The organism is Rhodococcus sp. KB6, from assembly GCF_001445685.1.
Lineage (GTDB): Bacteria > Actinomycetota > Actinomycetes > Mycobacteriales > Mycobacteriaceae > Rhodococcus_F > Rhodococcus_F qingshengii.
This window is the reverse complement of sequence record NZ_LNAK01000134.1, coordinates 694629-715233: the sequence shown is the minus strand read 5'-3', so window position 1 is coordinate 715233 and position 20605 is coordinate 694629. Positions and strand designations below refer to the sequence as shown.

18 protein-coding genes are annotated in these 20605 nt (G+C 63.5%); 6 read left to right on the top strand and 12 right to left on the bottom strand.

Annotated elements, in window-relative coordinates:
* Positions 1-23 precede the first annotated feature (23 nt).
* A complete protein-coding gene (locus ASU23_RS23270) occupies positions 24-851 on the bottom strand; it encodes a DUF3097 domain-containing protein (RefSeq protein ID WP_058038784.1) in 828 nt (275 codons plus the stop codon).
* Positions 852-918: 67 nt separating this feature from the next.
* Here ASU23_RS23270 and ASU23_RS23265 point away from each other — a divergent pair, with 67 nt between their 5' ends.
* Positions 919-1710, top strand: a complete 792-nt coding sequence (locus ASU23_RS23265) for a hypothetical protein (RefSeq protein ID WP_058038783.1) — start codon at positions 919-921, stop codon at positions 1708-1710.
* Here ASU23_RS23265 and ASU23_RS23260 read toward each other — a convergent pair.
* Both ASU23_RS23260 and ASU23_RS23255 read right to left on the bottom strand, forming a co-directional pair.
* A complete protein-coding gene (locus ASU23_RS23260; RefSeq protein WP_058038782.1) occupies positions 1700-3493 on the bottom strand; it encodes an enoyl-CoA hydratase-related protein in 1794 nt (597 codons plus the stop codon). The two genes, ASU23_RS23265 and ASU23_RS23260, sit on opposite strands and share 11 nt — an antisense overlap.
* Before the next feature lie 154 nt (positions 3494-3647).
* Positions 3648-4139, bottom strand: coding sequence for a hypothetical protein (locus tag ASU23_RS23255; protein ID WP_003944993.1), 492 nt, complete (start codon positions 4137-4139; stop codon positions 3648-3650).
* Positions 4140-4216: 77 nt separating this feature from the next.
* Here ASU23_RS23255 and ASU23_RS23250 point away from each other — a divergent pair, with 77 nt between their 5' ends.
* Entirely contained in the window at positions 4217-4558 is a 342-nt protein-coding gene (locus ASU23_RS23250) for a metallopeptidase family protein (protein WP_003944783.1), read from the top strand.
* A gap of 106 nt (positions 4559-4664) precedes the next feature.
* The gene (locus ASU23_RS23245) at positions 4665-5273 is read left to right on the top strand and encodes a hypothetical protein (RefSeq protein ID WP_003945014.1); all 609 of its coding nucleotides are present in this window, start codon (positions 4665-4667) and stop codon (positions 5271-5273) included.
* A gap of 11 nt (positions 5274-5284) precedes the next feature.
* Here the strand turns inward: ASU23_RS23245 and ASU23_RS23240 are convergent, their stop codons facing one another.
* The 8 genes from ASU23_RS23240 to ASU23_RS23200 all read right to left on the bottom strand — a co-directional run bounded on the left by ASU23_RS23240 (position 5285) and on the right by ASU23_RS23200 (position 13993).
* A complete protein-coding gene (locus tag ASU23_RS23240; protein WP_253741441.1) occupies positions 5285-6349 on the bottom strand; it encodes a ferrochelatase in 1065 nt (354 codons plus the stop codon).
* Between the two features lie 72 nt (positions 6350-6421).
* On the bottom strand, positions 6422-7219 hold the full coding sequence (gene inhA, locus ASU23_RS23235; protein ID WP_003944803.1) for an NADH-dependent enoyl-ACP reductase InhA: 798 nt from the start codon (positions 7217-7219) through the stop codon (positions 6422-6424).
* A 54-nt stretch (positions 7220-7273) separates the two neighbouring features.
* Positions 7274-8023, bottom strand: coding sequence for a 3-oxoacyl-ACP reductase FabG1 (gene fabG1, locus ASU23_RS23230; RefSeq protein WP_058038780.1), 750 nt, complete (start codon positions 8021-8023; stop codon positions 7274-7276).
* 70 nt (positions 8024-8093) lie between these two features.
* Positions 8094-9074, bottom strand: a complete 981-nt coding sequence (locus ASU23_RS23225; protein WP_003944878.1) for a VWA domain-containing protein — start codon at positions 9072-9074, stop codon at positions 8094-8096.
* The gene (locus ASU23_RS23220) at positions 9071-10063 is read right to left on the bottom strand and encodes a DUF58 domain-containing protein (RefSeq protein WP_003944991.1); all 993 of its coding nucleotides are present in this window, start codon (positions 10061-10063) and stop codon (positions 9071-9073) included. The genes ASU23_RS23225 and ASU23_RS23220 overlap by 4 nt, the downstream gene beginning before the upstream one ends.
* Positions 10060-11178, bottom strand: coding sequence for a MoxR family ATPase (locus ASU23_RS23215; protein ID WP_223304533.1), 1119 nt, complete (start codon positions 11176-11178; stop codon positions 10060-10062). The genes ASU23_RS23220 and ASU23_RS23215 overlap by 4 nt, the downstream gene beginning before the upstream one ends.
* A gap of 228 nt (positions 11179-11406) precedes the next feature.
* Complete coding sequence (locus ASU23_RS23210) at positions 11407-12951, bottom strand: NlpC/P60 family protein (RefSeq protein ID WP_058038779.1); 1545 nt, start codon at positions 12949-12951, stop codon at positions 11407-11409.
* A 451-nt stretch (positions 12952-13402) separates the two neighbouring features.
* Entirely contained in the window at positions 13403-13993 is a 591-nt protein-coding gene (locus ASU23_RS23200) for a DUF6676 family protein (protein ID WP_021332993.1), read from the bottom strand.
* Positions 13994-14449: 456 nt separating this feature from the next.
* Here ASU23_RS23200 and acnA point away from each other — a divergent pair, with 456 nt between their 5' ends.
* Both acnA and ASU23_RS23190 read left to right on the top strand, forming a co-directional pair.
* On the top strand, positions 14450-17251 hold the full coding sequence (gene acnA, locus ASU23_RS23195) for an aconitate hydratase AcnA (protein WP_007727883.1): 2802 nt from the start codon (positions 14450-14452) through the stop codon (positions 17249-17251).
* Between the two features lie 180 nt (positions 17252-17431).
* On the top strand, positions 17432-17998 hold the full coding sequence (locus tag ASU23_RS23190) for a TetR/AcrR family transcriptional regulator (protein WP_003944970.1): 567 nt from the start codon (positions 17432-17434) through the stop codon (positions 17996-17998).
* 60 nt (positions 17999-18058) lie between these two features.
* Here the strand turns inward: ASU23_RS23190 and ASU23_RS23185 are convergent, their stop codons facing one another.
* Complete coding sequence (locus ASU23_RS23185; protein ID WP_003944932.1) at positions 18059-19690, bottom strand: ABC-F family ATP-binding cassette domain-containing protein; 1632 nt, start codon at positions 19688-19690, stop codon at positions 18059-18061.
* A gap of 129 nt (positions 19691-19819) precedes the next feature.
* On the opposite strand from ASU23_RS23185, the gene ASU23_RS23180 reads away from it, so the two are divergent.
* Positions 19820-20605: an SDR family oxidoreductase gene (locus tag ASU23_RS23180; RefSeq protein WP_007727887.1), complete on the top strand. Its 786-nt coding sequence runs from the start codon at positions 19820-19822 to the stop codon at positions 20603-20605.

Sequence of the window (20605 nt, the reverse complement as noted above, 5' to 3'; positions counted from 1 at the left end):
GTGTGACCCAGGCCGCCGCTACGTCAGTTCGGCTCGGTAACGAAATCGACAAGTTGTTCGACGGCACCGATCAAGGGCGCTTCCAGATCGCGGAAGCTCTCGACCGAGTTGTAGACCCGCCGCCAGCCCTCCTGAGGTGTCCCCCAGCCCAGTTCGCGGCAGATTCCCGTCTTCCAATCCTCGCCGCGTGGAATCTTCGGCCAGGAGGCGATTCCGACAGATTTGGGACGAACGGCCTCCCACACGTCGATGTACGGGTGCCCGGTCACCAACACGTCCGGGCCGAGGCCCTGAGTCAGTTGGGTTTCCTTGGAACCGGTGACCAGGTGGTCGACCAGGACCCCGACGCGGCGGCCGGGACCAGGCCCGAATTCGGCAAGCCGCTCCCCCAGATTGTCGAGTCCTTCGAGATGTTCGACGACAACACCTTCGACGCGAAGATCGTGACCCCACACCCGCTCGACGAGGGCAGCATCGTGTACTCCCTCCACCCAGATCCGGCTGGGCAGTGCCGTGCGGGCGCGTAAGCCTTCGACTCGCGTCGAACCCGAAGCCGACCGTGCGGGTTTGGTGGACGCGGGCTTGGGGGCCGGGCGTACGAGGGTGACCGGTGAGCCGTCGATGAGGAAGGCCGCCTCGCGCATCGCGAACAACCGCGTCCGGGAACGACCGTCCTCGAGCCGCACGAAATCGCCGTCGTACGTGCGCTCGAAACCGACTACCGCACCGCAGAATCCCGTCGCCGCATCCTCGACGACAAGATCACGCTCGGCCGCCACTTCAGGCGTCACGCGCTTCTGTTTGCGGGTATGACCCGCAAAAATGTCACCGTATCCGTTGCCACCGCTCACGCCGGATCACGCTAGGTCACAACGCCGGGGCCGCGCATGTCGCCACGCCGAACTAAACTTCACGGTCATGAGTTCTCCCAGCGCAACCCTCACCGTGTGGGCAGCGTCATGGCTCGCCGGCGACGCTGCGCCGGACGACGTCATCGACGCCCTTGCCGCGTGGGCACCGATGCACCTGATCGGCGCCGCCGATGCGGAAACCGCGGTCCGCCACGATCTCGAATGGCCGGGAGTCACGGCTTCCGGTGTGCCCACCCTGCTCAGAATCGCGCGCTCGGAGGCTGCCGAGGTCCGCCTGGTCCTTCCCACGGCCGGTGATGTACGTGGTCTGCCCACCGGGACCGAGTTCGCGCGCGCTGCGATCGCAACGGGTGAAGGGTTACAGATCGGCGCCGTCGGCAAGCCGGGAGTCGGACTCGTGCCGTCGAAGGAAGGCCCGGACGTCCTGCGATGGACGGTCTTCTCCATTCCCACTGTGGCGGGCAGCGCCGAATCGATCGGACTCCGCGAAGCCGAATACGAACTGCGCCAAGCTGTTCGGGACGCAGCCGAGGTGCTCGGCGGGCTTCCGACCGTAGCCACCGGAATGCCTGGAAACGACGCTCGTACGCTGGTCGCCGAAGCCCTGCAGGCCCAGGCCGGACACCGCTGGCCGTCGACACTGTCACCTCGGCATTTACAGGTGATCGACACCGCCGACAACGTGGCAGCCATTCTCACCGTGGCTGCGTCGATATCGACCAATCAGGCCCCGAGCGTGTCCACTGCGCAGAGGCGTGACGACCTGCTGCGACGACTGTGGGACGTTGTTCGCACTGCCCGTGTCGCGTCGGCGAACAGCGTGTCGATCAGAGCTTGAGCACGAAGTTCCGGCGTTTCTCGGCAAACCCGTTGCGGTCACCGAACATGTCGATCTTCATCTCTTCGAGCTCACGCTCCTCGTAGGGCTCCACCGGATCACGTTCCAGTCGAAGACGTTTGCGCTCCAGCATCGATTCCAGCCGATCTCCTTCGAGCAAGTCGGTGGCGACCTCGCGCAACCACGCCTCGAACAGATCCGGCCGCCTGGGGCCGATCGCGTCGACAAGTCCGATCTCCAAGGCTCGACGGATGCCGATCGCACTGCACTCGGCCAGCAGACTGCGGGCCTGCTCCTCGCCGACCCGAGCCGGAAGTGTGTACGTGTGCAGTTCCGAGCCGAACAGGCCCATCGTGGCGTAATGAGGATTGAGAACCACACCGTCCCGGGCCACGACTACGTCGGCTCCAAGCGGGAGCATGACCCCGCCGGCACCGGCGTTGCCTGTGAATGCCGCCACCACAACCTGTTCCGTACAGGTGACGATCGCTTTCGCGATCTCGTTGATGGCCTTGATGTTGGCCCACGCTTCCCCGGCTTGATCCGACGCGGCCTCGATGACGTTGAGGTGGATACCGTTGCTGAATCTGTCGAAGTCACCCGTGAGGACAAGGATCTTGGTGTCCTGCGTGATCGCCCAGCGGAGCCTGGAGGCCAGTCGCGCGCATTGCTTCGTACTCATCGCACCGTTGTAGAAGCGGAACGAGAGATATCCGATTTCGCCGTCGCGGTGATAGTCGGTCTCGGGGTAACGACTCTCCCAGACCTGTGGAACGAACACGTCCGGACGTACGACCGCGGTCGACGGAAGTTTGACATTGCCGGCGCCGACGAGCCGCGCATGTCCGATCCATACGGAGCCCGCACCGGTGGCAACACGTATTGCCTGGTGGAAGTACTCGACGATGGTGCCGGGCGCTGCATCGACGTGGGTATCGAGGTGAGCGTCGTAGACGTAGACCCGGTCGAGCCCCAACTGAACGGCGACGCCGGGAAACCCGTCGGCGGCGTTGACGGCGCGGACGATGCTCGACGCGTCTTCCTCCCAGCTGAAAACGCGATCGGCCTGTTTCATGCTGGGCCTCGATCGGGCCGATGCCACGGGCCGCGCAACTCGGTCCGATGGGATCGCCTGGAAGTCAGGAGTACGGAAATGTTCGACGACCTCCGTAATGCACTCCATCGCCGCGTCGGTGACTTCCTCGTTGTATACCGAGGATTTGGTTGCCCCGTTCCGGAGTTCGAACGTCCGCCAGGCCCACACCGGCCCGGCGTCGAGTTCCTCAGCGGCCTGCAATGCCATGACACCCCAGATCGGTTCGCCATCCGTTATCGCCCAGTCCAGCGACGACGGCCCGCGATCTCCGGGCGGGCCGGGATGGATGATGATCGTTGTCCACCGCTGCCAAACAGATTCCGGGACATAGGCTTTCAAAAACGGGCAGATGACGAGGTCAAAATCTCCCGAAGAAGTCGCGGCCAGCACTGCGTCCGCGTCGGCGACGACGGCTGTACGGACTTGGTGTCCCGCCTCGCGAAGAACAAGACCGGCCCGCTGCGAGAGACCGTTGTCGGAGGTGACGAGAAGAAGCACGCTCAACGGTGGCGCGAAGGTCATACGTGGGCGTGAGCGCCGGAACAGCGCCGCCGTCGCCGCTCGCAGACGGCCCCTGCCCGATACACCTTCACGTAGCTTCGCCGTTGCTCCATCGCTGGAAATAGCCACAGAAGTCGTGAGCGCGGCCGATTTGGGCATCGGTCGTACTTCGGGGGTCGAAACCATGAATTCCTGCTCGCATGCTCGGGTATCTGCAGCGCAGACCAGACTCCCCCCAGAGCAGGACCGACGCACCGATAGATTGATTGAGGTATTTAGGGACTTTATACCTACCGTCGGTTTGTTTCAATAGCTATTTTCAAGCAAACCTTTTGATCGATCAACCCACAGTCTTGTGATTGATCGCGATATGGCGGTCGATGCGAATATGTTCATCCAGCGTCGGGTAGCGCAAACCGGTGTCCTGGCTGTACCCCTGACGGCGCAACCAATCCAGGACGTCGCCCCAGAACCAGATCCCCCCGGCAACCGAGTTGTACGGAATCGGGAAAGGCGTAGCCGCCTGCCGGACCCCTCGCACCCACTGCCCGACAGCTTGCCGCGTCACCCCCGCACGGTCGGCAATGTCCTGACGTGACACCAGATCGGGATGTGTCCGCTGGGGACGCACGCCTGCAGCCACCAACTGGTCCACCACGGTGATAGCCGTTGTCGCCGCTCGCATACCTTCCGAGGTGAGCGTCAGCAGCTGCAGCCCGCGTCGGTCCTCGACCCTTCCGCCCAAGCTCTCTTCGATCGCCTGCTCTTGCGAGACTGTCAGCATCTGAACGATGAATGTGAATTCGTAACGGTGATAGAGGTCTTCGGCCACGCAATGAACATAGCCGTAAGCTGCACTGTTTCCACATGGACACACCCGGATCCCGCCCCCGCACGCACAATGGGCAGATGATCGACGTGGACGACAGCCAGTTCGAGGACATGGTCAAGCGGGCGCTCGACAGCCTGCCACCGAAATTGGGTGCGGAGATGGCCAATGTCGCAGTGACCGTTCAACTCGAAGGTGGACGACCGGGGCTACTCGGGCTGTATCAGGGCATCCCACTGACCAAGAGAACCACCACGTACGCCGGCGTCCTTCCCGACCGCATCACGATCTACCGCAGGGCCATCTGTGCGATCTGCAGCACCGAAGACGAGGTGATCGAGCAAGTTCGCCGAACAGTGATCCACGAAATCGGCCACCACTTCGGGATCGGAGATCCCCGGTTGCGTGAACTCGGATGGTGACAACCGACTCATCTACAAGTCGGAAATCAGCTAGAGGTTGATAATCGGCGAATTGTCATGTCAGCTGTACCAAGCCCGCAACAATTGAACACTTACAGGAGTTCGCATGGTCAATTTGATCCAGATCGCCCCGAAGAATGCCCCGACGTTCGCGATGAGCCGACAGAAGGCCGCAGAACTGCTGGGCATCTCGGTCGACAGCGTCGCGTTTCTCCTCAAGTCTCGCTATCTCCCGGATCTGGACGCCGGTCGGTTGATCTCGATGGCCAACCAGCCCTGGTTGTACTCGGACGGCGACTTTCCCGTCCTTCAGCAGGGCGCATCCGAACTTGCACCCAAGAAGATGCTGCCCGCACGTAAGTACATCGGCGAGAGCGCAATTCACTCCGACGCCGAATGCGTGGAGGCCAACCAGGGGCAGTGGGCGGGATTCAACGTCGACCATGTGCTCGGCGCCCGCTTCCTGCCTGTGACGCTGCGCAAGTTTCCGGTGTCGGTGCTGCAGATCCACGACGTCAACGACGACGACGAAGAACGCGTCTCGTTTGTCGCGACCCTCGCCGGGCGAGTCCGCGAACTGGGCGCGCCCGAACTCAACTACATAGACCCGTCACTGAGCCCCGAGGATCGACAGATCGTCGAGACGCTCCTCACCTCGCGCAGCACGTCCACCGTTCCCGGGCCCTGCGGAAAGCTCAAGCATCCGAACACCTGAGCGCCGGACCGTCAGCGGGGACGCTGAACGGCCGCGCAGCAATTGACCGCACACGAGAGACCGTTGGTGGTCGAGCCGAGCAGCGGCTCGACCCCCAGTCGCAGTGGCTGCTCGGCCTCGGCCAGTTCCCGAACGAGCGTGGGCACCAGCTGCGCGAAACGCTGATCGCGGCCGGGCGTTGCTGCCCGAACGAAATCCATCCCGAGTTCGGCTGCCTTGTCCTTGGCCTCGGTGTCCAGGTCCCACACCACTTCGAGGTGATCGGAGACGAAACCGACGGGGCACACGATCACGGCGCGAACATCCTTGGCGGACAACGTATCCAGGTGATCACAGATGTCGGGGTCCAGCCACGGAACCTGCGGCGGGCCTGATCGCGACTGCCACACCAGATCGAAATCCTCGACGCCGACGGCCTCGGCAACCAACTTCGCGGCCTCGGCGACCTGTCGACTGTAGAGGTTTCCGCCCTCTGCCGGAGGCCCTGCATTGCGGTCTGCGGCACTCGGTACCGAATGCGCGGTGAACACCAGGCGCGCAATATCGCGAGTCGCTTCGGGCAACTCTGCGCGGGCCGCGCGCACACCGTCGGCGAACGCGCCGACGACCAGCGGATGGTCGTAGTACTGGCGAAGTTTTGTCAGCGTCGGTGCGCCGTCACCGACCGCCTCACGGGCACGGGCGATGTCCTCGTGGTACTGCCGACATCCGGAGTAACCACCCCACGCCGACGTGGCGAACACGGCGGCGTTGCGGACACCGTCCTCGCGCATCTTGGCAACGGTGTCTTCGACCATCGGGTGCCAGTTGCGGTTGCCGAAGTACACGGGCAAATCCACGCCGGCTGCTGCCAGCTCACCTTCGACCCGTTCGATCAGGTCTCGGTTGAGCGCGTTGATGGGCGAAACTCCACCGAAATGCATGTAGTGCTCGACGACAGCGTCGAGCCGCTCCGGTGGCACTCCCCTACCGCGCGTGACGTTTTCGAGGAACGGCCGTACGTCTTCGGGTTTTTCGGGACCGCCGAACGACAAAACGAGAAGAGCATCGAACTGCATGTCCATACTTACGGTCATGAGTTCAATCTTGCGCGATGCCGTTCGGCGGGAGTCACCCGGGTACTCACCTGCGTAGTAGAAGGGGTGCTACTAGCCGACCATCGCGTGGAAGCCGCCGTCGACGTAGATGATCGACGCGGTCGTGCCGGGCAACCAATCCGAGAGAACGGTGCAGACCGTTTTGGCGACCGGCTCGCGATCGTCGACGTCCCAGCCGATGGGCGCAGCACCGTCCCAGGCGGTGTTCAGCTTGTCCAACTCCGCGCCCGGACCGGTGCTGTCACCGGCAATGGCCTTGGCGGCCAGAGTCTTGATCGGGCCGGAGGACACCAGGTTCGAGCGGATGCCGCGGACGCCGACCTCTTTGGCCACGTACCGATTGACGGCCTCGAGGGTCGCCTTGGAGACACCCATCCAGTTGTAGAAGGGCATCGCGCGTGCCGGATCGAAGTCCATACCGACGATGGACGCGTTGTCGTTGAGCACCGGCAGCAAGGCCTTGGCCAGTGCGCTGTACGAGTATGCGGACACCTCGAGTGCGACCGCCACGTCTTCCCACGGCGCGTCCATGAACGGGCTTCCCAGGCAGGAGCGGGGAGCGAAGCCGATCGAGTGGACGACGCCGTCGATACCCTCGGGAGCCAGCTCGCGCACACGCTCGGCGAGAGATGCGAGATCCTCCGAGCTCTGGACGTTGAGCGAGATTGCCGGCGGCACGGGCTGCGGCAGTCGCTGGGCGATGCGGTCGATGAGGCGCAGACGATCGAATCCGGTGATCAGTACCTTCGCGCCCTGCTCCTGCGCGACCTTGGCCACGTGGAACGCGATCGACGAATCGGTGATGATGCCGGTGACAAGAATGGTCTTACCCTCGAGCAAGCCGCCCATGAGATGTCCTCCTGATTTCAGACGTACGAGAAAGGTGTGTGTGCGAAAAGCGGGTCAGTGCCCCATGCCGAGTCCACCGTCGACGGGGATGACCGCACCCGAGACGTAGGCCGAATCGTCGGAGGCGAGGAAACTGACAACTGCTGCAACATCTTCCGGCTTTCCGGTCCGCTGCAACGGGATGAACTCGGTGGCCTTGTCCTTGACGTCGTCGCCCAGTGCTGCCGTCATGTCGGTCTCGATGAACCCGGGAGCGACGACGTTGGCGGTGATCGAACGTGAGCCGAGTTCCCTTGTCAGGGAACGAGCGATACCGACGATGCCTGCTTTGGACGCGGCGTAGTTGACCTGGCCGGCTTGACCTGCCAGACCCACCACAGAGCCGAGGAAGATGAACCGTCCGAAACGCGCGCGCAGCATCGACCGGGTCGCACGCTTCGAGAGGCGGAACGTACCGGTGAGGTTCGCGTCGACGACGCTCGTGAACTGCTCTTCGCTCATTCGCATGATCAGTGCGTCGTCGGTGACGCCGGCATTGGCGACGATGACCTCGACCGGCCCCTGGTGCGCTTCGACCTCTTTGAACGCACGGTCGATCGACTCGGTGTCGGTGACGTCGCACACGACGCCGAACAACCCTTCGGGGACACCGGAACCGCGGTGCGTGACGGCTACCTTGTGGCCGTCTGCGGCGAGCCGCTGAGCGACGGCCAAGCCGATTCCGCGGTTACCGCCGGTGACGAGCACCGAGCGAGGTGTGGTGACGGTCCGTTCGGAAACCACTGTCGTGGGAGGGGTAGACATGGCGATCAACCTATCAATTCTCTGCGGGCCGCGTACCAGCGGTATTTGGACAATTCGGAACTGCTCTCGATCAGGGCAGACGCTGCCTGCGTACCAGGGCAATCGTCAGACCAGCGGTCGCGAACACGACGCCGAGAACCAACCACGGTCGACTCGCGTCTCCTCGTGTCGTCTCGAAACCGATCTGCTCTTCGAGCGTGTCGTACACCTGGCGCAGTTCTTCGAGGCTCGATGCCGTGAAGAAACTTCCGCCGGAAAGGTTGGCGATCTCCTTCAATGACGCGTCGTCGACCGGGACGGGGATTCGGTCTCCTTCGATCTCGACTCGCCCGTATGTCGTTCCGAAGGAAATGGTCGAGATCGGAACGCCCTTGTCCTTGGCCTGACGGGCAGCGGTGAATCCGCCCCGCGGATCGTCCGAGTTTTCGGGAACGGTCTGCTTACCGTCGGACAGCAACACGATGCGCGCCGGTGGCGCCTGGTCGCTGCCGCCGAGAACAGCCGACAGCGTGTCGATCGACTGCAACGAGGTGAAGATCGCTTCGCCCGTCGCCGTTCGCTCACTGAGCTTGAGGTTGTCGATGGCGACCTTCGTCGCGTCACGATTCGTGGTGGGCGACACCAGAACCGAAGCCGTTCCGGCAAATGCGACCAACCCGAGGTTGATGCCGGGAGTCAGACCGTCGGCGAACGACTTCGCAGCTTCCTGCGCTGCTGCCAATCGCGTCGGCTCGACGTCGGTGGCCTGCATCGACAGCGACACGTCGATCACGAGGATCACCGTGGCACGGTTTCGCGGGACCTTCTTGTCTGCCGTCGGACCGGCAAGGGCGACGGTGAAGAACACCAATGCGATGACCATCAGAATCGCCGGAATATGACGCCACCGCCCGGGCCGCGAAGGCGCGACCTTCTCCAACAGTGCGAAGTTCGTGAACCGAAGTGTGTGCTTGGCTCGCTGCTTCTGCACGAGTACGTAACCGACCACCAACGCGGCGATGACAGCGAGGAACAGCAGCCACCACGGTGCGGTGAATTGAGAAAGACTCACGAACGAACGCCCCCAGTTCCGGCGCCGGCACCATAACTGTGTCGGCGTGCCGAGATGAATCTCACGACGTCGGCGATCCAGTCCCGATCGGTGTGCAGGGACATGAGCGGTGCGCCGCAACGACGTAGAGCTTGCCTGACCTCGACGCGGTGCTCGGCGGCGACTCTGGCGAAGTCGGCGCGCAATTGCGGCGTCGTGGTGAATTCTCTGGTCCGGCCGGACTCGGGATCGTGGAGCACCACGTCGCCCACGTCGGGCAGTTCGAGGTCTCGCGGATCGACCACTTCGACACCGAGCACGTCGTGCCGTCCTGAAATGGCGCGCAGCGAGCGTTCCCAGTCGATCGGTCCGAGGAAGTCACTGATGACCACCGCGAGTCCGCGCCGACGCTGTGGGCGTCTGAGCGCTTCGATCGCGCCGACCAGATCACCGCGTACCCCGTCCGGCGCGTGCGGAGTCGTCGCGATCTTGCGGAGCATCGCCTGTGCGTGAATTCGCCCACCGCGGGCCGGAATTCGAGTTGTCTGTGCGCCGGTCGAGATGATGGCGCCGACGCGGTTACCGCCCGAACTGGTCAGGTGAGTGATCGCCGCGGCTGCGGCGACGACCAGGTCGCGCTTCTCGCATCCGGCGGTCCCGAAGTCGAGACTTGCGGACAAGTCGATGACGAGCCACGTCTCGAGCTCACGATCTGCGACCGACTGACGCACGTGTGGGTGCGTCGTCCGTGCGGTGACGGACCAGTCCATCTGCCGCACGTCGTCGCCCGGCTGATACTCGCGGGCATCTCCCGGCTCCGAACCCGGACCGGGAATCAGGCCGAGATGATCGCCGTGCAGCACACCGTCGAGGCGACGGCGAACCGTCAGCTCGAGGGTGCGCAGCGCAGCGGTGAGTTTGGGGTCGCTGAGCTCGCCGGATCGGAACGACGGCGGAGAACCGGTGGATCCGGCGGGTGTCGCCTGGCCACCGTCGCGGCCTTCGGTCACTGCGGGCGACTCATCGTCTCAGCGGTCGCGATCGGCGCGCCGTTGCCCTGCGGATTAGCTGTGCCCTGCGGATTAGCTGTGCCCGGTGCGTTGAACTGCGGTGCTTGCGGTGCGCCCTGCTGGGGCGGTCCGGGAACGGTAGGAACCGGCCGCGCGGCGATCTGCGGCAGTCCGACGGTCTGCAGCACCCGGGCGATGACGGCGTCGGGAGTCACCTCGTCGGCCATGGCGTCGTAGGAAAGAACGAGACGGTGACGCAACACGTCCGGGATCACCTCGATGACGTCCTGCGGCACTACGTAGTCGCGCCCGCGGACGAGAGCGAGGGCCCGCGACGCGGCGATGATGCCGAGCGTCGCGCGGGGTGAGGCGCCGTACGCGATCCAGCCGGCGACGTCCTCGAGTCCGACCTCACGCGGCGTACGCGTGGCGGCGATGACCCGGACAACGTAATCGACGAGCGCGTGGTGAACGAAGACGTTGCTGGCGACGCGTTGGAGCCTGACCAACTCCTCCGGACCGAGGATCTGGTGCGGCTCCGGGGCCGCGACGCCCATCCGGTAGACGATTTCGCGTTCTTCCTCCACTGTCGGGTAATCGACGAGGATCTTGAACAGGAAGCGGTCGCGCTGCGCTTCGGGGAGCGGGTAGACGCCCTCGTTCTCGATGGGGTTCTGCGTCGCCATCACCAGGAACGGATCGGGCATGTGGTACCGCTTGCCACCGATCGAGACGTGGCGTTCTGCCATCACCTCGAGGAGCGCGGACTGCACCTTGGCCGGGGCACGGTTGATCTCGTCGGCCAACACGAAGTTGGCGACGACGGGTCCGAGTTCGGTGTCGAACTCCTCGCGGCCCTGACGGTAGATGCGCGTGCCGATCAGGTCGGTGGGCACCAGGTCCGGGGTGAACTGGACGCGGGAGAACGAACCGCCGACGACCTTCGCGAAAGTCTCGACGGCCAGCGTCTTGGCGACACCGGGTACGCCTTCGAGGAGGACGTGCCCCTTGGCGAGAAGTCCGACGAGAATGCGCTCGACAAGCCGGTCCTGCCCGACGATGACTCGCTTGACCTCGTAAATCGCTCGTTCCAAGGTCTGAACGTCGGCTGCCAGGGAAGGTGCTGCTCCGTCCGCACTTCCACTCGCCTTGCTTACGTCGACCGTTCCGACCGAATCTTCACGTGAGGTCACCAAGAATCCATCGCTTTCACCTAGAAAAGTACCGACAGTAACGTGTTCCCCGTCAACTATTCCAGGTAGTTGCGCTCGATGCCGTAACACCACGTCGGGAACTTGATACTTCCCTGACAATGCGGGTGTCAGCGGCATTTCCTCTGACGGTCAGGACACCAGTCGGACGGCGTACGGCGTCATTCCGCCCCACCGAACCGGTGAGACCATGACACTCGAACCGGATTGTGGTGCCTCGAGCATCTGACCGTTACCGAGGTAGAGCGCCACGTGTTGGCTGGCGTTGGGGCCGTAGAAGATCATGTCGCCGCGCTTCATCTCCGAAGACGGAACCTGAGTGCCTGCGGTGTACTGATAGCCGGTGTAGTGCGGCAGCGAGATCCCGATGCCGGCAAAGGCATAAATCATCAAGCCGGAGCAGTCGAACCCGACCTTGTTGAAGTCGCCGTAACTGTCAGCGACGCCGCCGTCACGGATGCCTCGCGTCGGACCGTTCTCGTCGCCGCCGCCCCAGGCATACTGCACGCCTAGCTGAGACATTCCGCGGTCGATGACGGATTCGATTGCAGCGCTTCCGGTGACGGAAGGCTTCGGAGTGGTGGGTTTCGGCGTCGTCGGCTTCGGGGTGGTGGGCTTGGGCGTCGTGACCGTTTCCTCGTCGGTGCCGGTCTCTTCGTCCGTGCCTGTTTCCTCGTCGGTCCCTGTTTCTTCGTCAGTCCAGGTGTCGTCGTCCGGGATGACGGTCGGAGTCGGGTCTTCGACCGCGGTGTGCGGACGCTGGGCTGCTGCCAATGCGGCAGCTCGATCCTTGGCTGCCTGGTCGGCAGCGGCACGGGCGGCGGCCTGAGCGGCCGCTTCCTTGGCAGCGGCTTCGAGAGCCTTCTGATGAGCTTCCTCGGCGCGGCGCTGTTCGTCCCAGGTCGCGTATGCCTGGCGTTGACCCTGCAAGCCGGCGACGGCGTTGCGGGCGGCGTCGAGCTGAGCCTGGGCAGAGTTGCGCTCGGCTTCGATCGCGGCCTTCTTGGCTACCTGCTGATCGAGAGCGTTGCGCGCGATCTGAATCGCTTGCTCCGCCAGATCCTTCAGCTGCGCGGCGACCTCGGCGGCGGCATCGGCCTGCTGCTTGGCCTGGCGGGTCGCGGAATCCTTGTTCGCCTGCTCGGTACGTGCTCGCTGGAGACCGTCGAGCACTGCACTCTGCGTATTGGCGAGAAGCTTGAGGACCTGCGCGCGGTCGAGAACGTCGCCAGGACCCTTGGCGTCGAGGAACGACGAGATCGACGCAGTATTGGTGCCCTTGACGTAGCTCGAGCGTGCGTACTTGTCGAAGTCCGTCTGAGCGACCTCGATCTGCGCCGACGCGTCCTTCAGAGCTTGTTTCGTGACTCCGACGGCCTGCGCTGCGGAGTCTGCGGCGCCGCGAGCGTTCTGCAGATCCACGAGCGTCTTGTTGACGTCTTCACGCTTGATCGCAACTTCGTTGTCGAGTGCCGACAACTGTTCGTTTGCCGATGCGACTTGATTGATGAGCGCGCTGACGGTGCCGACGCTCGACGAGACCTGCGAATCTGCCGCGGCGATATCCGAGTCACTCGGATTCGGCGGCGGTGGCGGTACGGCCGAGGACATGGCCGGCGTCCCGACGATCAGGGATCCGACGACGCCGAATCCTATGACCAGTTGCGCCAGGCGCATCGATTTACGGGAAGGACCACGACGGGACTCGCCGCCACGTGTTACTTGCCTCACAAATAACTCTCCCTCGCGTGTAACGCCACGGCCCGCTGGGTCGCCGATCCGTGCGGGGAGGGAATGCGCAGACCAAGCACGGGTCGCTCACAGCCCGAGAGCTGCTCGTCGACCTGGACGTGCCGTACGAACGCCACCGTCGACACCTCGAGAACGAGGCAACCGACAAGTACGCGTCGAACAACATCAGCCTGTCTGCGACACTTCTTCCCCAAAAAGTGCCAGTTGTACCGTACGACACTCAAGCGTTCTTTGGAAACTTTAGCCACAAATAACACAAACGGTATTTGAGCTGGTCGAATGGCATGCAGGCACCAAAAAGGGCAGGTACTCACCGCAAACAGCAGTGAGTACCTGTTTTCGACGAGTTACTGAAAATCTCGCAAAAGGACCAAGGTCAGACGGAATCGGCCCGGTGGTCGGATGGTGCTGGTGTTTCCGAAGTCGAGGCGATATGTCTGGTTTGCGCGTTTTCTGGCTCTCGCCGCCACTTGACGGCAAAGGTAATTCCGGCAATAACCGCCACCACTGCGATGACAAGGACCGTGTAAAGCGTCCACGGCGGACCTGGCGCCACGATCTCGTGCGAGAAGCGGTCCGCGGTCACGCTTGCGCTTTCGCCGAAAGATCGGTCCTGTGCAGTTTCGAGCTGCACTCGACTGATCGAATCGCTGTAGCTACCCATCCAGTCAGGGCTCAGAACGAGAACCGTTCCGCCTTCTGTTTTGCCGACCGTCGTGGCCAGGTCTCGAAGATCGGACGGCCGGCCCGGATTTGCGTCGACTACTACGACGCTCAAGTCGACACCACGTTCACGAGCGTCGGTCACCACCGCGGTCAGCCCCGCAACATCATCCGCGGGGGCGGAGACGCCGTCCGTCGAAATGTCCGCGAGCACGTCGTCGAGATCGACGTCCGACGGAACAGCGACGTGCAACGGGGACTTCACGTGCACAGGCGCAAAAGCGTGATTTGTAGGAGCAGACATCTCTCATCCGGGTGCTGTTCGGATTCCGTCCACCGCTGAGATGCGGGGAGTTCTTCCGAGGTCGTTTTTCGGCGGCCGACCCGCGACGGGCCTGCATGCACCCTACTTCAGGTCGACTGCCACCAGGCGTCACACACAACCGCCGCGCGTGCCGCCCGAGCGGTAGCTGTGGGTGCGGTCACCCAGCCAAGCCTGCGTTGCGCAGGCCCGCAGTCTGCATGAAGATTGTTTCGGTCAACTTGCCCTGAATTCTCACAGGACAAGCGTACTGTTAGACTTGGACCAAGAGGTACCACCGGTCAGGACAGGTTCTACTGCAGCTCCGATGTTCGGACAGTTCTCACGCGAACTGTGCGATTGGCGTGAGCTACGGAGGATCTTCCCGGCCGAAGTACCTCGCTTCAGCTGCCGACACAGCCCCGTCGGTAGCGACCCTCATAGACGAGTGGAGCAGACGTGAGCACCAGTATCGATTCATTCGGAGCCAAGGGAACCCTCGAGGTCGGTGAGAACTCTTACGAGATCTTCCGCCTCTCGGCCGTCCCCGGCACCGAGAAATTGCCCTATTCCTTGAAGGTTCTCGCCGAGAACCTTCTCCGCACCGAAGACGGCGCCAACATCACCGCGGATCACATCCGCGCAATCGCAAGCTGGGATCCCTCAGCCGAGCCGAGCATCGAAATCCAGTTCACGCCTGCCCGCGTGATCATGCAGGACTTCACCGGCGTTCCTTGCATCGTCGACCTCGCCACCATGCGTGAGGCCGTCACCACCCTCGGCGGCGACCCGAACAAGGTCAACCCGCTCTCCCCCGCCGACATGGTCATCGACCACTCGGTCATCCTCGACGTCTTCGGCCAGGCCGACGCACTCGAGCGCAACGTCGACCTCGAATACGAGCGCAACGGCGAGCGTTACCAGTTCCTCCGTTGGGGCCAGGGCGCATTCGACGACTTCAAGGTCGTCCCCCCGGGAATGGGCATCGTTCACCAGGTCAACATCGAGTACCTGGCACCCACCGTCATGTCGCGTAACGGACAGGCATACCCCGACACCTGTGTCGGCACCGACTCGCACACCACGATGGTCAACGGCCTCGGCGTGCTCGGCTGGGGCGTCGGCGGCATCGAGGCCGAGGCAGCAATGCTCGGCCAGCCCGTCTCCATGCTGATCCCCCGCGTCGTCGGCTTCAAGCTCTCCGGTGAGATCAAGCCCGGCGTCACCGCAACCGACGTCGTGCTCACCGCCACCGAGATGCTCCGTAAGCACGGCGTCGTCGGCAAGTTCGTCGAGTTCTACGGCAACGGTGTTGCCGAGGTTCCGCTCGCGAACCGCGCGACGCTGGGCAACATGAGCCCCGAATTCGGTTCCACCGCAGCGATCTTCCCGATCGACGCCGAGACCATCGAATACCTGCGCCTCACCGGCCGCAGCGACGAGCAGCTCGCTCTCGTCGAGGCGTACGCCAAGGAACAGGGCCTGTGGCACAACCCCGACAAGGAACCCGTCTTCTCGGAGTACATCGAGCTGGATCTGGGAACCGTTGTTCCCTCGATCGCCGGCCCGAAGCGTCCCCAGGACCGAATCCTGTTGTCGGAGTCCAAGACTGCGTTCCGCAAGGACATCCACAACTACGTGGAAGAGAACCACCCGACCGAGCACACCCAGCTCGACGAGGCCGTCGAGGAGTCCTTCCCGGCTTCCGATCCCGCGGTTCTGTCGTTTGCCGACGACGGAGCGGTCGACGTTCTCTCTGCTGCCAACGGTGCAGAAGGCCGTCCGAGCAAGCCGGTCGTCGTCAAGTCCGACGCCGGTGAGTTCGTTCTCGACCACGGCGCCGTCGTTGTTGCAGGTATCACCTCCTGCACCAACACGTCCAACCCGTCGGTCATGCTCGGTGCTGCACTGCTCGCACGCAACGCCGTCGAAAAGGGCCTCGCCACCAAGCCGTGGGTCAAGACGAACATGGCTCCCGGTTCGCAGGTCGTCACCGACTACTACGAGAAGGCCGGCCTGTGGCCGTACCTCGAGAAGCTCGGTTACTACCTCGGTGGTTACGGCTGCACCACGTGCATCGGTAACACCGGACCGCTGCCCGAGGCAGTCTCGAAGGCGATCAACGACAACGACCTCTCGGTCACCGCGGTGCTCTCGGGTAACCGTAACTTCGAGGGACGTATCTCCCCCGACGTCAAGATGAACTACCTGGCTTCCCCGCCGCTCGTGATTGCCTACGGCCTCGCCGGAACCATGGACTTCGACTTCGAGACCGATTCGCTCGGTAACGACACCGACGGAAACCCCGTCTACCTCAAGGACATCTGGCCGTCCACGCAGGAAATCGAAGAGACCATCAAGTCCTCGATCGACCAGGACATGTTCCGCAAGTCGTACGCAACCATCTTTGCGGGCGACAGCCGCTGGCAGAACCTCGAAACCCCGAAGGGTGACACCTTCGAGTGGGACGAGAACTCCACCTACGTGCGGAAGCCACCTTACTTCGACGGCATGACGATGGATCCGGCTCCGGTCAAGGACATCAAGGGCGCTCGCGTCCTCGCACTGCTCGGCGACTCGGTCACCACCGACCACATCAGCCCGGCAGGTCCGATCAAGGTCGGTACCCCCGCTGCGCAGTACCTCGACTCCCACGGCGTCGAGCGTGCGGATTACAACTCGCTCGGCTCGCGTCGCGGTAACCACGAGGTCATGATTCGCGGAACGTTCGCGAACATCCGTCTGCGCAACCAGCTCCTCGACGACGTCTCGGGTGGTTACACCCGCGACTTCACGCAGGAAGGCGCACCGCAGGCATTCATCTACGACGCGTCGCAGAACTACCAGGCAGCCGGCATCCCGCTGGTCGTCCTGGGCGGCAAGGAGTACGGCTCCGGATCCTCGCGTGACTGGGCAGCCAAGGGCACGAGCCTGCTCGGCGTCAAGGCCGTCATCACCGAGTCGTTCGAGCGCATCCACCGCTCCAACCTGATCGGCATGGGCGTTGTCCCGCTGCAGTTCCCGGTCGGCGAGTCCGCAGGTTCGCTCAAGCTCGACGGCACCGAGACCTTCGACATCGAAGGTGTCGAGAAGCTCAACGAGGGCGTCACCCCGAAGACCATGAAGGTCACGGCGACGCGCGAGAACGGCGAGAAGGTCGTGTTCGACGCAGTCGTACGCATCGATACCCCCGGCGAAGCGGATTACTACCGCAACGGCGGCATCCTGCAGTACGTGCTTCGCAACATGATCCGCGGCTAGTAGGCACTACGTGCCTGTGAGCACTTTCGGCCCCTGACGGGTCACAAAGCGCTCACGACCACTTTCGCCGGAAGGCGAACCAGGTTTCATCGGTGGTCGTGAGCGCTTTGTGCACTGAGTCGACATTCAGCGCCTACGGCCGAAAGTGTTCACAGGCAACCCGACAAAGGAGGGATGCCCGTGCCCAAGGTCAGTGAAGACCATCTCGCGGCACGGCGCAGTCAGATCCTTGACGGCGCCCGCCGCTGCTTTGCGGAATACGGCTACGACGGCGCCACAGTTCGCCGTCTCGAAGAAGTCACCGGTTTGTCCCGCGGAGCGATCTTCCATCACTTCAAGGACAAGGACGGCCTGTTCCTCGCTCTCGCAAGCGAGGATGCGAGCCGGATGGCAGATGTCGTCGCCGAAGAGGGCCTCGTCCAGGTCATGCGGGACATGCTCGCGCAGCCCGACCAATTCGATTGGCTGGGAACGCGACTGGAGATAGCGCGTCGACTGCGCAACGACGCCGATTTCCGCGAGAAGTGGTCGCAGCGCTCCGTAGAACTGACGGAAGCGACCAGTGCGCGTCTCGCCAGACAGAAATCGGCAGGCAGACTCCGTGACGACGTCCCCACCGAAATTCTGATCGGGTATCTGGATCTGGTGATGGACGGCCTGGTCGCGAGAATCGCCTCCGGCCACGGCGTCGACAACCTGTCAGCGGTTCTCGATCTGGTCGAGGAATCGGTGCGGCGGAGAGATTGAGGGGCTTCGCCCCTGTGCGCCTTTTTGGTAGTTCCCACTACCAAAAAGGCGCACAGGGGGTTAGGCGAGCTGGATCAGCTCGAGGTATTCCTGCGACCAGTGGTCCTCGTTGCCGTCGGGCAGGAGGATGACTCGCTCAGGGTTGAGTGCCTCGGCAGCACCCGGATCGTGGGTGACCAGGACGACGGCACCGGTGTAGCTGCGGAGCGCATCGAGCACCTGCTCGCGCGAGATCGGGTCCAGGTTGTTGGTGGGCTCGTCGAGAAGCAGAACGTTGGCAGCCGAAGACACCAGACCGGCCAGAGCCAAACGCGTCTTCTCACCACCCGAGAGCGTTCCGGCCGGCTGTTCGAGCTGCGGGCCGGTGAACATGAAGGCACCGAGCAGCGAACGCAGTTCCTGCTCCCCTGTGTCCGGCGCGGCGTGGCGGATGTTCTCCCACACGGACGCGTCGTCGTCGAGGGTGTCGTGCTCCTGAGCGAAGTAGCCGACCTTGAGTCCGTGACCGGCGATCAGCTCACCAGCGTCCGCTTTCTCCGCGCCCGCGAGGATGCGGAGCAGTGTGGTCTTACCTGCACCGTTGAGTCCGAGGATCACCACACGAGACCCACGATCGATCGCGAGATCGACACCGGTGAAGATCTCGAGCGAGCCGTACACCTTGGTGAGGTTCTTGCCCATCAGCGGAGTCTTGCCACAAGCGGCGGGTTCGGGGAAACGAATCCGCGCAACCTTGTCCGAGACACGTTCGGCATCGAGGTTCGCCATCAATTTGTCGGCTCGCTTGGCCATGTTCTGAGCCGCGACGGCCTTGGTTGCCTTTGCGCCCATCTTGGCGGCCTGAATCCGCAGCGCACCGGCCTTCTTCTCGGCGTTGGCGCGCTCGCGGCGACGACGCTGCTCGTCCGTGGCACGAGCGTCGAGGTACTTCTTCCAGTTCATGTTGTAGACGTCGGCCTCACCGCGGACGGCGTCGAGGAACCACACGCGGTTGACGACGTCGTTGAGCAGGTCGACGTCGTGGCTGATGACCACCAGTCCACCCTCGTGGTTCTGGAGGAAGCCACGCAGCCAGGTGATGGAGTCGGCGTCGAGGTGGTTGGTGGGCTCGTCGAGCAGCAGAGTCGTGTCCGAGCGGGCACCGCTGCCGTCGGAGGCGGCGAAGAGGATGCGCGCCAATTCGACGCGACGACGCTGACCGCCGGACAGCGTGCTGAGCGGCTGCCCGAGAATACGGTCTTCGAGACCGAGGCTGCTGGTGATGCGTGCAGCTTCACTCTCGGCTTCGTATCCGCCGAGGGCCGAGAACCGATCCTCGAGCTGACCGTACTTCTTGACCGCGCGGTCCTGCGATTCCTGATCGAGCACCTCGCCCATCAGAATCTGCTGCTTCTCCATCTCGCGGAGCATCGTGTCGAGGCCACGTGCGGAGAGAACCCGGTCCTTGGCGAGGACGCTCAGGTCGCCCTCTTTGGGGTCCTGCGGGAGGTATCCGAGTTCACCGGTACGTACGACGCTTCCGGCATATGCCTCACCTTCGCCGGCGAGGATGCGCAGTGTGGTCGTCTTTCCGGCTCCGTTACGTCCGACGAGTCCGATCCGGTCGCCCGGCTGGATGCGCAACGAAGGCCCGGGAGCCGTGAGAAGGGTGCGGACACCGGCACGAACTTCGAGGTCAGTGGCGGTAATCAAGCAAACTCCTCAGGAAAAACGACGAATACGGGTAAACAATGCCTGACTACAGACACAAGAACTATCGATTTTACCGTGACCTGACGGTCGTTCCGACCAGCAGCGTGTGAGTCCGCTAACGTTCGGGACATGACTAGCGAAAACAGCACTCGTCCTCGCGACCTCGAAGGCCGTGCCGCCATCGTCACCGGCGCAAGTCGCGGAATCGGCAAAGCTGTCGCCGCCGAACTCCTCGCTCGCGGTGCCGACGTCTTGATCACAGCCCGCAAGCCGGAGCCTCTCGAGGCCGCCGCATCCGAGCTGTCCGCTCTGGGGCACGGCGGAAAGGTCGTCGCATTCGCGGGCAACGCAGCCGATGCCGAAGCCCGCTCCGGTGCCGTCGACCGCGCCGTGTCCGAATTCGGTTCACTCGACATTCTGGTCAACAACACCGGAATCAACCCCGTCTTCGGTTCGCTCATGGAAGCGGACCTCGACGCCGTGCGCAAGATCTTCGACGTGAATGTGGTTGCCGCCCTCGGTTACGTCCAGCAAGCACATCGGGCATGGATGGGCGAACACGGTGGAGCCGTCGTGAACCTGGCAAGTGTGGCCGGGATCCGGTCGACGGGCGTCATCGCGGCGTACGGCGCGTCGAAGGCTGCGCTCATCCGCCTGACGGAAGAACTGGCCTGGCAACTGGGACCGAGGATTCGTGTCAACGCCGTAGCTCCCGGGATCGTCAAGACGCAGTTCGCGGCAGCCCTGGTCGCTGCCGGCGAGGACAAGGCGTCGGCGGGCTACCCGATGAAGCGGCTCGGCACCCCCGAGGACGTTGCCGGTCTGGTCGGCTTCCTCGTCTCCGACGCGGCGGCGTGGATCACGGGCGAAACGGTCCGGGTCGACGGCGGTCTGCTCGCAACGGGATCGATGTAG